General features: G+C 60.4%; 17 protein-coding genes and 2 pseudogenes. 14 read left to right on the top strand and 5 right to left on the bottom strand.

The window, feature by feature from the left end; genetic code table 11:
* The first annotated feature begins 210 nt into the window (after positions 1 to 210).
* The 9 genes from H7R73_RS23870 (at position 211) to H7R73_RS23830 (ending at position 6,803) form a co-directional block, all read left to right on the top strand.
* Positions 211 to 522: a plasmid mobilization protein gene (locus H7R73_RS23870; RefSeq protein ID WP_182951789.1), complete on the top strand. Its 312-nt coding sequence runs from the start codon at positions 211 to 213 to the stop codon at positions 520 to 522.
* A complete protein-coding gene (gene traI / locus H7R73_RS23865) occupies positions 512 to 3,175 on the top strand; it encodes a TraI/MobA(P) family conjugative relaxase (RefSeq protein WP_182951802.1) in 2,664 nt (887 codons plus the stop codon). Before H7R73_RS23870 ends, traI begins: the two co-directional genes overlap by 11 nt.
* 56 nt (positions 3,176 to 3,231) lie before the next feature.
* Positions 3,232 to 3,492, top strand: coding sequence for a type II toxin-antitoxin system RelB/DinJ family antitoxin (locus H7R73_RS23860; RefSeq protein ID WP_182951801.1), 261 nt, complete (start codon positions 3,232 to 3,234; stop codon positions 3,490 to 3,492).
* A complete protein-coding gene (locus H7R73_RS23855; RefSeq protein ID WP_182951800.1) occupies positions 3,492 to 3,764 on the top strand; it encodes a type II toxin-antitoxin system YafQ family toxin in 273 nt (90 codons plus the stop codon). The genes H7R73_RS23860 and H7R73_RS23855 overlap by 1 nt, the downstream gene beginning before the upstream one ends.
* Before the next feature lie 57 nt (positions 3,765 to 3,821).
* The gene (locus tag H7R73_RS23850) at positions 3,822 to 4,439 is read left to right on the top strand and encodes a hypothetical protein (protein WP_182951799.1); all 618 of its coding nucleotides are present in this window, start codon (positions 3,822 to 3,824) and stop codon (positions 4,437 to 4,439) included.
* A 67-nt stretch (positions 4,440 to 4,506) separates the two neighbouring features.
* Positions 4,507 to 4,809: a hypothetical protein gene (locus H7R73_RS23845; protein WP_182951798.1), complete on the top strand. Its 303-nt coding sequence runs from the start codon at positions 4,507 to 4,509 to the stop codon at positions 4,807 to 4,809.
* A gap of 3 nt (positions 4,810 to 4,812) precedes the next feature.
* Complete coding sequence (locus H7R73_RS23840) at positions 4,813 to 5,697, top strand: replicative DNA helicase (protein WP_182951797.1); 885 nt, start codon at positions 4,813 to 4,815, stop codon at positions 5,695 to 5,697.
* Positions 5,690 to 6,598 (top strand): plasmid replication initiator TrfA, encoded by a 909-nt coding sequence (gene trfA, locus H7R73_RS23835; RefSeq protein ID WP_182951806.1) that lies wholly within the window; start codon positions 5,690 to 5,692, stop codon positions 6,596 to 6,598. Before H7R73_RS23840 ends, trfA begins: the two co-directional genes overlap by 8 nt.
* 28 nt (positions 6,599 to 6,626) lie before the next feature.
* The gene (locus H7R73_RS23830; protein ID WP_182951805.1) at positions 6,627 to 6,803 is read left to right on the top strand and encodes a hypothetical protein; all 177 of its coding nucleotides are present in this window, start codon (positions 6,627 to 6,629) and stop codon (positions 6,801 to 6,803) included.
* Between the two features lie 192 nt (positions 6,804 to 6,995).
* Here the strand turns inward: H7R73_RS23830 and H7R73_RS23825 are convergent, their stop codons facing one another.
* The gene (locus H7R73_RS23825) at positions 6,996 to 7,334 is read right to left on the bottom strand and encodes a hypothetical protein (RefSeq protein WP_031285304.1); all 339 of its coding nucleotides are present in this window, start codon (positions 7,332 to 7,334) and stop codon (positions 6,996 to 6,998) included.
* 16 nt (positions 7,335 to 7,350) lie between these two features.
* Between H7R73_RS23825 and H7R73_RS24610 the strand changes: the two are divergent.
* The 5 genes and pseudogenes from H7R73_RS24610 to H7R73_RS23800 all read left to right on the top strand — a co-directional run.
* Positions 7,351 to 7,413 (top strand): annotated as a pseudogene (locus H7R73_RS24610) (hypothetical protein); the annotation flags it as partial.
* Between the two features lie 105 nt (positions 7,414 to 7,518).
* Positions 7,519 to 7,734 (top strand): annotated as a pseudogene (locus H7R73_RS23815) (SOS response-associated peptidase family protein); the annotation flags it as partial.
* Between the two features lie 330 nt (positions 7,735 to 8,064).
* The gene (locus tag H7R73_RS23810) at positions 8,065 to 8,979 is read left to right on the top strand and encodes a DNA-binding protein (RefSeq protein WP_182951804.1); all 915 of its coding nucleotides are present in this window, start codon (positions 8,065 to 8,067) and stop codon (positions 8,977 to 8,979) included.
* A 23-nt stretch (positions 8,980 to 9,002) separates the two neighbouring features.
* Entirely contained in the window at positions 9,003 to 9,158 is a 156-nt protein-coding gene (locus H7R73_RS23805; protein ID WP_182951803.1) for a hypothetical protein, read from the top strand.
* Positions 9,142 to 9,363, top strand: coding sequence for a hypothetical protein (locus H7R73_RS23800; protein WP_016245693.1), 222 nt, complete (start codon positions 9,142 to 9,144; stop codon positions 9,361 to 9,363). Before H7R73_RS23805 ends, H7R73_RS23800 begins: the two co-directional genes overlap by 17 nt.
* 36 nt (positions 9,364 to 9,399) lie before the next feature.
* Here H7R73_RS23800 and H7R73_RS24605 read toward each other — a convergent pair whose 3' ends face one another.
* From H7R73_RS24605 to H7R73_RS23775, 4 genes are read right to left on the bottom strand one after another with little or no spacing between them, the layout of a single operon-like run.
* The gene (locus H7R73_RS24605) at positions 9,400 to 9,735 is read right to left on the bottom strand and encodes an HAD domain-containing protein (protein ID WP_232092803.1); all 336 of its coding nucleotides are present in this window, start codon (positions 9,733 to 9,735) and stop codon (positions 9,400 to 9,402) included.
* Positions 9,707 to 10,345, bottom strand: a complete 639-nt coding sequence (locus H7R73_RS23785) for a DUF6753 family protein (protein ID WP_182951779.1) — start codon at positions 10,343 to 10,345, stop codon at positions 9,707 to 9,709. The genes H7R73_RS24605 and H7R73_RS23785 overlap by 29 nt, the downstream gene beginning before the upstream one ends.
* A complete protein-coding gene (locus tag H7R73_RS23780) occupies positions 10,338 to 11,021 on the bottom strand; it encodes a nucleotide-binding protein (protein ID WP_166312488.1) in 684 nt (227 codons plus the stop codon). Before H7R73_RS23780 ends, H7R73_RS23785 begins: the two co-directional genes overlap by 8 nt.
* 12 nt (positions 11,022 to 11,033) lie before the next feature.
* Positions 11,034 to 11,390, bottom strand: a complete 357-nt coding sequence (locus tag H7R73_RS23775; protein ID WP_166312489.1) for a protein mobC — start codon at positions 11,388 to 11,390, stop codon at positions 11,034 to 11,036.
* Positions 11,391 to 11,490: the final 100 nt, after the last annotated feature.

The following is an 11,490-nucleotide window of genomic DNA, read 5'->3' as shown; positions in this document are numbered from 1 at the left end:
GTAAAGCGGTTGAGCTTAACAGGATGCGGATTGTCATACACATGGCTACGCCATGTTCCTGCCAATCCCCGCCTGCCCATTCGGCGCTTCGCTTCTCACGGTCTGGCTCATCCTGCAAGGGGCGCGCCCCTTGACCCCGGACAGTGCGGCGCTTTCGCTTCTTACTGTCCAAGACACACCCCCGCCGCGCCCCGGCGAGAAGGAGACACGATGCCATTTGAAACGCAGGGGCCGGGACCGCTGGACGCCGTCATCAATGTGCGGCTGACCGCAGCGGAGAAGGCCCGCTTGAAGGAGGATGCCGACCTTGCCGGGTTGAGCATGTCCGAGCTTGTCCGCCGCCGTTACTTCGGCAGGCCCATCGTTGCCAATGCCGATGCCGTGATGCTCAAAGAGCTACGGCGCATCGGTGGATTGCTGAAGCACATCCACAACGAGAGCGGAGGCGTTTACAGCAAGGAAACAGCCGGAGCGCTGCTGGCAGTGAAAGCCTACATCGAGAGGTTGAGCCGTGATCGTTAAGAAGGTGCCAAACTCAAAAACCAAGCACAAGACGGCGAGCATCCGCGACTTGGCCGACTACATCCGCGAGCCGCACAACCAGAACCCGGATGAGAAAGTGCTGTACGCCAACGGGCGCGGCTTCCTCTGCGACGGACACGCCGCACAGCGTGAGGAAATGGTAGCCCTCGCTGCTGAGTCCGTGCGCAGCAAGAACCCGGTCAATCACTACATCATGAGTTGGCGCGAAGGCGAGCAACCCAGCCCGGAGCAGGTGGAAGAAGCCGTAAGCATCTTCATGGAAGAACTCGGGTGGAAAGACCACCAGGCCATCTACGGCCTGCACAAAGATACGGACAATATCCACTTGCACATCGCTATCAACCGTGTGCATCCCGAAACGCTCAAGATTGTCGAGATTAACCGGGGCTTTGATATAGAAATGGCGCACCGGGCGATAGCACGAATCGAGCACGCGCAGGGATGGCAGCGTGAGCAAAACGGGCGCTATCAAGTGTTGGAGAACGGGGAGCTAGGCCGAGCGCCCTACGACCCGGAAAAGCCACGCCAGCCCGACCAAAGGAAGCGGGACATGGAGAACCGCACCGGGGAGAAGTCAGCCCTCCGCATCGCCATTGAGGACGGCGCGGCGATCATCAAGCGGGCGCAAAGCTGGGAGCAGTTGCACCGCGAGTTATCAGCCAAGGGGATGCGCTACGAGAAAACCGGCAGCGGGGCAACCGTGTTTGTCGGGGACGTTGGCGTGAAGGCCAGCGACGTAGACCGCAACGCGAGCCTTGCCAAGATGCAGAAGCGCCTAGGCGAGTATCAGCCCGCGCCGCAGCATCAGCAGGTAGCACAGCGCGAGCCGGAGCCTATCAAGCCAGACGTGCCGGGCTGGAAGGACTACATCGCCGGGCGCAAGGCTCATTACGCCGCAAAGAACGCGGCCAAGCTGGCACTGGACAAGCAGCAGGAGCAGGAGCGCAAGCAGCTTGCCGAGCAGCAGAAGGCCCGCCGCGATGAACTCATGCGCGGCAACTGGAAAGGCAAGGGCGAAGTGCTCAACGCCATGCGCAGCGTGATTGCCGCCGAGCAGGCGGCAGAGAAAGCCGCTTTGAAAGAGAAGCACCAGAAGCAGCGCGAGCAGTGGCGGCAGCAGTTCCGACCCTATCCCGACCTGGAGCAGTGGCAGCGGATGCAGAAAAGCCCGGAGCTTGCCGAGCAGTGGCGACACCGGGCCAGCGAGCCGCAGCGCATCGAGGGCGACCGCAGCGAGCCGCCGACGCCGCGAGACATTCGCGCCTATGTCCCGGAGATCGTCGGCCAGCAGGTGCATTACAGCCGCAAGGACGACGCGGAGCGGGGCGGGGGTGTGTCTTTCGTGGACAAGGGCAAGAGCATCGACATTCACGACTGGCGCAACCGGGACAGCACGCTTGCAGCCTTGCAGCTATCGGCGCAGAAGTGGGGCAGCTTCACCGTGACAGGGAACGATGAATACAAGGCCATGTGCGCAAAGTTAGCAGCAGAGCACGGCTTCAAGATCACGAATCCAGAGCTTCAGGAGAGCATCCAGCAGGAGCGGCAGCGGATACAGCAGGAGAGGGCGCAGGCGATGAAATCGGAGCAGCTAAAGCAGTTCGAGCGGTACGCGGAAGCGGTAGGCGCAGAGCGTTACCGGGTAACGTCCATCAAGATGCAGGCAGACGGCAGGAAGCAAACCTTCATTCTCGACAAGAAGGACGGCATCACGCGGGGCTTCACACCGCAGGAGATCGCGCAGCGCACGCCGGAGATGCAGCGCCTACAGCGCCGGGGCGAAAACCTCTACTACACGCCGCTATCGGACAGGAAGCATCACATCCTCATCGACGACATGAACCGGGAGAAGCTGGAGCGGCTTATCCGCGATGGCTACCAGCCCGCCGTCGTGCTGGAATCCAGTCCCGGCAACTATCAGGCCATCATCACCGTGTCGAAGCTGGGGACGGTCCATGACAAGGACGTGGGCAACCGGCTGAGCGATGCCCTGAACCGCGAATACGGCGACCCGAAGCTATCGGGCGCTATCCATCCGCACCGCGCACCCGGCTACGAGAACCGCAAGCCCAAGCACCAGCGGGAGGACGGCAGCTATCCCGAGGTGCGCTTGCTCAAGGCCGAGCGCCGCGAGTGCGTCAAGGCGCTGGCTCTGTCCAGCCAGATCGACGCCGAGTATCAGCGGCAAGCCGCCTTGAAGGCGCAGCAGCCCGAGCGCAGCAAGGCCAAGCCCGCCTTGGAGCTTGCAGCGGCCAGCGGCAGCGCGATCGACGCCTATCAGCGGCATTACCGCGACGTGCTCAAGCGGCAGCGGGGCGGCGAGGTGGATTTGTCCCGCGTGGATTCCATGATTGCCGTGCGGATGCGCGTTACCGGCCACGATCAAGCCGCCATCGAGGGCGCTATCCGCCAGTGCGCCCCGGCCACCCGGCAGAAGGACGAGGGGCGCGACTGGAACGACTACGCGCAGCGCACCGCCCGCTATGCCTACAGCGCCGCAGGCGACCGCCAAGCCGCCGAGCTTGGGAAGTACCGCCAGCAGTGGGAGAAGCTGGAAGGCCGCGAGCCGCAGCGACAGCAGGAGCAGGCCAAGGCGCGGAAGATCGAGCGGGATAGCGGCTTGAGTCTCTAGTATTTGTGGCTTTTTTGAGCTACAATAGAAACTCAATGTTGATAGGAGGCTAGATCATGGCTGCAACTGCATTTGTCCGGGCGCGGATTGATGAAACGCTGAAAAACGAAGCCGCCGCCGTGCTGGCGGGCATGGGCTTGACCGTCTCTGACGTGGTGCGCATTGCACTGACCAAGATCGCCAAAGAGAAGGCATTGCCCTTCGATATGCGTGTCCCTAACAAGCTCACTGCTGAGACGCTGGCAAAGAGCGAGCGCGGCGAGGATGTGCACCACGCCAAGGATGCTGATGACCTGTTCAACCAGTTGGGCATCTGATGCGGCAGCCCGACTATTCTGGCCAGTTCAAGCGCGACGTGAAGCAGGCGCAGAAACGCGGCAAGGACATGGACAAGCTCAAGACCTTGTTGGGCTTACTCATCGAGGGGAAGCCGCTGCCAGCGGCCTACCTCGATCACCCGCTGAAAGGCGGGTGGCGCGGCTTCCGTGATGCTCACATCGAGCCGGATTGGCTGCTGATCTACAAGATCACGGGCGACGTGGTGCGCTTTGAGCGTACAGGCCGCCATTCAGATTTGTTCGATGAGTGAGGAGACATGGCGGAAGTTTGGTGCGCGGCTCATGCCGCATGTTTGGAGGAGCCAGCCTTGAGCGAAACAAACAAGAAGCTCGATGAGATTGCTACCCAAGCGCTTGCCGCCATTGGCGAGATGCTCTTGTTCGACCAAGCCAGAGGCAACCCGGAAGAAGCCGCCCGCATCCTGCGATGTGCGCGGCTTTTTGCCCGTTCGGAAGATGTGGCTCAGCGCCTCAGCGATCTATGCACGGAAGCGGGCAGTGATGCGACGTGGCACGAAAGCATCGTGGAGGAACTGCAAGACCGCGAGGACTTGCAAGCCGCCGAGGCCGTGATGGAAGCCCGCCGACAGGCTCAGATTGTGGCGCGGGCGGACAGTGCCGATGCGGACATGCAGTGCTTCATGGATACGGCATTGGAGGACTTGGAGGCCAGTTTGGACGCAGACTACGCGGCGCAGGCGCAAGCCGAGCAGGAGCCATACCGCTACGAGATCATCCCGCGTCCCGCCGATCTTGGCGGCGGTTGGCGATTGCGCTTGTTGGAACGCGGCGAAGAAGTCGGCGGCGGGGTGTTTCCGCTGTCCGAGTACGCCACGGCAGAGAACGCAGAGGAAGCGGCCAACTGCGCCTATGAGGATGCCTTGGCCGAGGCTTCGGCGTGGCTGGCATCGAGGGACGAAAATTGAGCGGCGCAGCAGGGTGCGGGAACACCCGGCAGCGCCTAACCACAACTGTTTTGTACAGGAGAACAGCATGGCTTTAGACATTATGGCGGCTTTTGCCGCTCCACCGGAAGGCTTTGAGTGGCAGTTCTTGCCTAACAGGCCAACATGGTTGCAGACCGACAGCGTTCGCGACGGTGAGGCGCGCTGGTATCTCACCCATCGCCAAGGCGAGCATGGCGACGATCCAGCTTACTACATCGAGATCGAACCGACTGCCCGGTGTGTTCTTGAGGTACTTGCTCAAGTTTCCGACAAGGCGTGGACGGACAAAGCGCAATTGCTGGAAGCCTTGCTTCCTGCCATTCGCGCTGTCGCTTGGAAGAAGGATTGAGGCATGGACAAGAAACCCAAGACCATGCGACTTGCAAGCGACCTAGCAGCCGACTACATCAATGCGCTGGATGCCCGTTACCACGGGGAAAAGCGCCACATCCCAAGCGGATTCAAGACGCTCGATAAGCGGATGCCGGGATGGCTGCACGAAGGCCACCTCATCATTATTGCGGGACGGCCTGCAATGGGTAAAAGCGCCTTCGCGCAGCAGGTAGCGGAAGCCGTCGCGGCACAGCAGCGCACGGCCATTCTGTTCACCCTAGAGATGAGCAGTTATGAGATCACCGAAAGGGCGCTATCCCGCCGTTCTGGCGTACCTATTCCGGCCCTCAAGACAGCGACCAACATCGCTGAAGAGGACTGGGGCAAGATCAGCAACGCCCTTGCCAGTTTCTCGCCGCTGCCGCTTCTCGTTGACGACGCTAGCTTCGATGTTGCCGCCTTGGTGAGCAAGGCCAAGGCGGCAGCCGTTGGGCTTGCGCACGCAGGCTTGCCGCCGCTTGGCTGCATCGTCGTGGACTACTTGCAGCTTGTTGGCGCGAAGGCTGCAAACCGGACGCTAGAAGTCGGCCAGGTTACGAGTAGCCTCAAGCGGTTGGCAAAGGAGTTAGCCGTACCCGTCATTGCCTTGTCGCAGCTTAACCGTGCAGTTGAGAGCCGCAACGACAAGCGCCCGGCCCTCTCCGATCTGCGCGAAAGCGGCCAGATCGAACAGGATGCAGACCTCGTGCTGTTCTTGTATCGGGACGAGTATTACGACGAGAACAGTCCCGACAAGGGCATGGCAGAAGTGATCGCCGCCAAGAACCGGCACGGCACTACCGGCACTGTGAAACTGGCTTTTGTGGGCGAACGTGTCATGTTTGGAGATCTCGCCCATGAATGAAGAAACACTAGCCAAACTCGCCCTTGTCGGGCAACGCATGACCGCCAAGCCGCCCGCCCTCATCGAGCCTGTAGGCGACGCAGCAGAGCCGGAGGAAAAGGTAGGAAAGCAAATGGCTTTTTGGCCGGAGGATGCCGCCGCCATGCCAACGGAACTTACTCGCGTTTCCCTGTTTGGTCTGCCCGCCGACAAACCGGGAGCGAGGAAGATGCTTCGAGCAATGAAACTCGATAGCCGTAGCGATGTTGAGGTGCTTTACACGGGAGAGCAGCTCAGCGCCAAAGAAGAAACAACATGGCTGGCATGTTTGCGCCTAGGTCGAGGCGTGCCCATGGGGCAGCGCATTTACCTGAACCTCACTGATCTACTCAGTGAATTGAAACTGTCGAATACGGGCGGAAAGCGCGGCAATCGGCAGGCCGTTATGACGCGCCTAGACCGACTTTCTGCGGCACATTTCAAGGTGCATTTCAAGCGTGGCGAAAAAACCTACAGCATCACTACCGGGATGCTGAAATGGGGCATTGAGAACGAAACCGGCGCCATGTACATCCGCCTCGACCCAGACGGGGCAGCCCTGTTCGAGAACTTGGCCTATCAGCCCTGGGAAGTCCGGTTATCCCTGCAAAGCGACGTGGCGGCACGCCTGCTGTCCTACATCAGCGGGCACGAGCAGGGCAAGCCGCACTCTCAGACGCTGGACAACCTCAAGCGATGGTGCGGGTACGGCGGCAGGCTTCGCCAGTTCCGCGCCGCCTGCATGGCGGCACTGGAAGAACTGGAAACCAAGGGTGTATTGGTCAAAGGAAGTACCAAGATCGTCAGCGGTGCTAAAGGCGATGTGGCCTGCTGGATTCGGGAGCGAACCGGAAAGCCGCCAGCTATCGACGCCAAGCCCTAAAAAAAGCCGCCCGAAGGCGGCTTTTTCGTTGACGATAGTGCAGCGCGCTCTGACGCTGAAGCAGCGCGCTTTGACGCTGAAGCAGCGCGCTCTGACGCTGAAGCAGCGCGCTTTGACGCTGAAGCAGCGCGCTTTGACGCTGAAGCAGCGCGCTTTGACGCTGAAGCAGCGCGCCCAACCGCCCGTAAACCCGCGCCAGCACTAGGTTTTTGGCACTTTACTAACAAGGAACAAGGTTCTTAACAAGGAACCTTGAGCCAAACCGCGCTTTTTGGCGCGTCTTGGCTCCCAAAAGACAAGGCCGGGACAAGCCCGGCCAGACACACCCCCCCGGCCGCCCGCCGGCCCTCAGAATCGCCTACAGGGGGTCGTCTCAGAAAACGGAAAATAAAGCACGCTAAGCCGCCCCCGGCTTTTCGATCGGCACGGCCCACCATTCCTGCGCGTGCTGCGCCGTGTTCGGTCGGTTCGAGGTGTCCACCTGGAACCCCCGCAGCAGCAGCCCGCGCGGTGTGATCCGCAGCACCTGGACGTCGAACAACGGCGGCAGCAGGCCGCGCCTGGCCGAGGTGCCCCAGCGCTCCCAGAGCTGCGCCGCGTGCAGCGGCCGCTTCTCGGCGGTTCCGATCGGAATGTCGCCGATGCTCAGGGTGCCGATCGTGCCGGGGTCGGCCAGGCACTCCTCGCGCGGGCGGCGAACCCCGGCCACCATCAGCTCGACGACTCTAACGTGCATGGCTGGACTGTAAAAAAATACAGTCTTATTTTCACCCAATGCGGCCGGCTTGGGGGGGGCGATCTATGCCGAGGCTTAGCGTACGATTTTTCCCGTTTCGTCAGCTGGCGCGATCGGCAGTTGATCCGAGGTGGCGGCTGGTGACACGACTGCTCGTTCTGCCCCGATCTGGAGGAAAACGGCAATGTGCGGACGCTATGCGCTTTACGGTCCGGTCTCGCGCCTGCGCGAGGCCTTCGACGCGGTGCCCGAAGGGTTCGAGTTCGAGCCGCGCTGGAATGCGGCGCCGCTGCAGTGGCTGCCGGTGGTGCGCCAGCGGTCGAACGGCGAGCGGGTGATCCACCGCCTGCGCTGGGGCCTCGTGCCGTCGTGGTCGAAGGATGAGGCGATCGCGACCAGGTTCGCCAAGATCGGCGCAGGTAAGTTCAGACCGCTGCGACCAATGCCATCGGCTTAACGTGCTTTATTCTCCGTTTTCTGAGACGACCCCTGCCAGCGCGAAGCGGTCTGTCCGCATCTTCACCAATGCCCTCTGCGGAGCCGGGCGACGGCGACGGAATAGCGCAGTCTTTCCGGCGTCGGCGGCTGGCCAGCCAACGCGCCGCAGGCGAGGCGGCAGCTCGTGCTCGACATCCGGGAGGACAGGCGACCTTTTTAGTTTGTTAGTTTATTTGTTTGTTTCTTTGTTTGTTGTGTTATAATGAGGTCCTCATGTGATGGAGGATCGGTTATGCGCCCCGCTGAGTTTTCCCCGGAAGAGATCGTCGCGGCTGGTGAAGCCCTTGTGGCCGCTGGTCGCAATGTGACCGGCTTTGCCCTGCGCCAGAAGGTCGGTGGCGGCAACCCCAATCGCCTCAAGCAAGTGTGGGACGAGCATTTGGCTGCGAAGAACACGACGGAGGCTGAGCCTGTGGCGGAGCTGCCGGTCGAGATGGCTGAGGAGGTCGCTGCTGTCACCAAGTCGCTGACAGAGCGACTTGCGACGTTGGCCGTCGAGCTGAACGACAAGGCGGTCAAGGCTGCTGAGCGCCGGGTCGCCGAAGTGTTGCGCACTGCTGGTGAGCAGCGTGAGCAGGCGGAGCGGGAGCTGGTCGATGCCGCACAGACGGTTGACGAGCTGGAGACACGGTTGGACGAGTCGCAGACGGAAGTTGAATCGCTGGAAAGGCGGCTCAGTGAGGCTCAGTCTCATGGGCAGGCGCAGGCTGTCGAGCTGGCCCAGTTGCGTGAGCGATTGGCGGCGTCTGAACAAGCGGCCAAGGTTGCAGCGGAAACTCACGCTCGCGAGCTGGAGCAGGCGCACTCTGAAACGAAGACGGTACGGGCCGAGCTTGATGCGGCTCGTCGTGAGGCTTCAGAGAAGATTGAGGCGCTGAGAGGTGAGTTGGCCGAGCAAAAGGCCAAAGCCGCTGCTGATGCTCAGGCACACGCCGATTACCGGGCGCGGATGGAGCAGGATGCAGCGCGGATTACCGAGCTGCTGGAGCAGGCAAAAGAGGCTCAGGAGGTTGCCCGGCATGATGCGTCAGAAGCCCGTGAATCTGCTGCAAAGCTGGCGGGTCAGTTGGAGGCTGTACAGGCTCAGAATGCCACTCTACTTGCGGCTGTCCAGCAGAGGTCTGATCGCGGTTCGGGTGGCAAATGAGTCAAGGATGTGCGTCGGGTGATGTGAGGCTGCTGATCCCGGCAGAGCTGGATGCTTTGCGTGATGAAATGCAACGTGATGGCGAGTGGGCGCGTGAAGAGCTAGCTCGTCGTCGAGCGGCAAGGATTGCCACGGTTCAAGCCGCGCTTGAGGATGACGACAATGCCGACACCTGCTGAACTACAGCAACTCTCAGATGAAATCCGCCGTGCTGGTGCGATGCTCGTTCAGGTGGCCCATGACGGCGATCCTGAAATCCTGATGATGATCGTCAATGTGCTTAACGCATGTGCAGCAAAACCTGCATGGTGGGCGCGTGAGGCGCAGGCTGCTGAGGTCGATCAGATCGTTGCCGACATCATTGAGCGTGCGCGGTCAGGATGATTGCGATGAAACGCAAACAAATGCCAGTTGGCCGAATCATGCCTTGTCCTCGGCTAGCACCGCCCGCAGCGCCGCCTCTGCCGCGTCATCAAAGCCAACGTACCAAGTGCAGGCAATCAACCTGTTCCGGTGCTGCTGGAACTGCCACGCGGCATCATCCAAAGCCAGCCACGGCTCATGCTCGCGCTCGGCCTGTCTTAACCAGTCGAGGATTTCGCCCTCGCGCCGGGCTGGCAGGTATTTGCCATCAATGCGCGGGGTGATTGGTGTTCGTATTTTTCTGCTGCTGCGTGCAGTGCTTCCGCTAGGCGTTCTGCCGTGATTTCTCCTTTGATCTTGATTCTCATGGCAACCTCCATCCGTAGGTGCCATCCGATGCGGGCTTGACGTAGCACACGCCTTTTTCGACGTACCACCCCGGCCTATCGCACTTCGCCAAGCTGGCGAGGCTTCCGGTTTGCGCGAAACGGTAGGCCAAGCGCCCCTCTGGCGTGTTGGCCCATGCCGCCGCCGCTTTCTCGTCCTTGGCTTCGGTGTATCCCGCGCCGTATCCGGCCTGATAGCCCGAATCCTTGCCGCTGCTGTGCATGTACCAGCCGAACAGGCCGACGCACAGGAAGGCCACGGCGATGCAGCCCGCCGCCCACTGCCACATCTGCTTTGCTGATGTGTTGTGCGCGACCTCTTGCGCTGCTGCTGCTACCGCTTGCGCCAAATCCGCCTTGGCTGCTTCCGCTGATGCTTTCACGGTTGCATCCGCCGTTACCTTGAAATTGACCAAGGTATCTTTGGCTGCTTGTGCTATCGCTTGCGGGAACTTCTCATACTGGCCTTGGTAGTGTTGCAAGGCCATGAGCACCAGCCACAGCGCATCATTGTTTTTCAGGCCGAGTGCATCCCGAACCCGGTAAAGACTTTGCCGCTCCGCGTCACTGGGTTGCCTGCCGAGCAGCTTTACAAAGCTGTCGTCAAGGTCACTCATGGACTACGGCCTCCAATACCTTTTTAACCTCATTGCGCCACCGGGTAAGCTCCGCACGGTTGCCAATGGGTAGTTCCTTGAGTGCTATCGCAATGCTCATGCGCTTGCTGTAAATGTCATCGCTCACACGGTCGGCCAAGTCCGGGAATGTCACCGACTTCCCGCCGCGTTCCTCTACCGCCGTGCGCAGCTTGGAGCCGTTGTAAAGCTCGAATTTTTTTTCTTCTCCGAAGTGTCCATTGCGCACCACGTGAACGGCCGAGTTCGGGATTGCATCCATGTATTCCTTGAGCAGTTCGAGGCTATCCCGTTGACGGTTAATCACCCACAGCGTGACCAGCTTGCGCTTGAGTTCCGCAAGCGTGCTATTCAGTGTTTCACCGTAGGTGCTCACACCCTTGTTATTCCGCGCTGCCGTGTTGATGACCACGACGCTATCCGGTTTGCTATCGCACAAGTTCACTAGCTGAATCCATCCGTCCGCCTCATCCAGATTGATAAGCTCCGTTTCCGTGCTTTCCTTATAGGCTTTCCATACGTCCGGGTTAGAGGTGTCAGACTCAATCAGCAATACGCTTTCGCCGCGCTCTTGCAGGTAATCAACCGTTGCCATCGTGACAAGCGACTTGCCAACGCCGCCCTTGCTGCCACCGATCAGGTAAATGCTTTTCGCCATGTTGCTTACTCCTTAAATATCGTCGCTGTCAGGTTTCGGGGTGAATGTCGCCTTTGATGTATCCGCAGGCTTCTTGACGGCGGGGCGGCGCGGGGGTGTGTCTCCCGGTGCTTGCACCGGGGCTTTTTTCGCTAGCTTTGCTCTTTGCAAGTAGCTCTTGAGCGTTGGGGTTGCGATGCTCAGACCTTCGCCGCGCAGCGTCTCTGAAATCTGGTCAAGCGTGTATCCACGCTTTTGCAAAGCCGCGATCTCTTTGGAAAGGATGCGCACGGCCTCTTGCTTGCTGTGCTCCTGTTTCTTCTTCTCTACTGGAGGCATCTCCCGCAGCTTTGCAGCGATAGCCTCTAGCTGTTCTGTTGTGTACTTCATCGTGCTAACTCCTTTGCTCACTGGTTACGGAGTTGACAGCATAGCGCCATTTATGCTTGTTGCAAAGTGCGTCCCGTGCACCTAAACTGCTGATACGATA

The organism is Aeromonas sp. WP2-W18-CRE-05, from assembly GCF_014168615.1.
Classification (GTDB): Bacteria; Pseudomonadota; Gammaproteobacteria; order Enterobacterales; family Aeromonadaceae; genus Aeromonas; species Aeromonas caviae.
The sequence above is the reverse complement of the archived record's forward strand: the minus strand, read 5'-3'. Positions and strand labels throughout refer to the sequence as shown.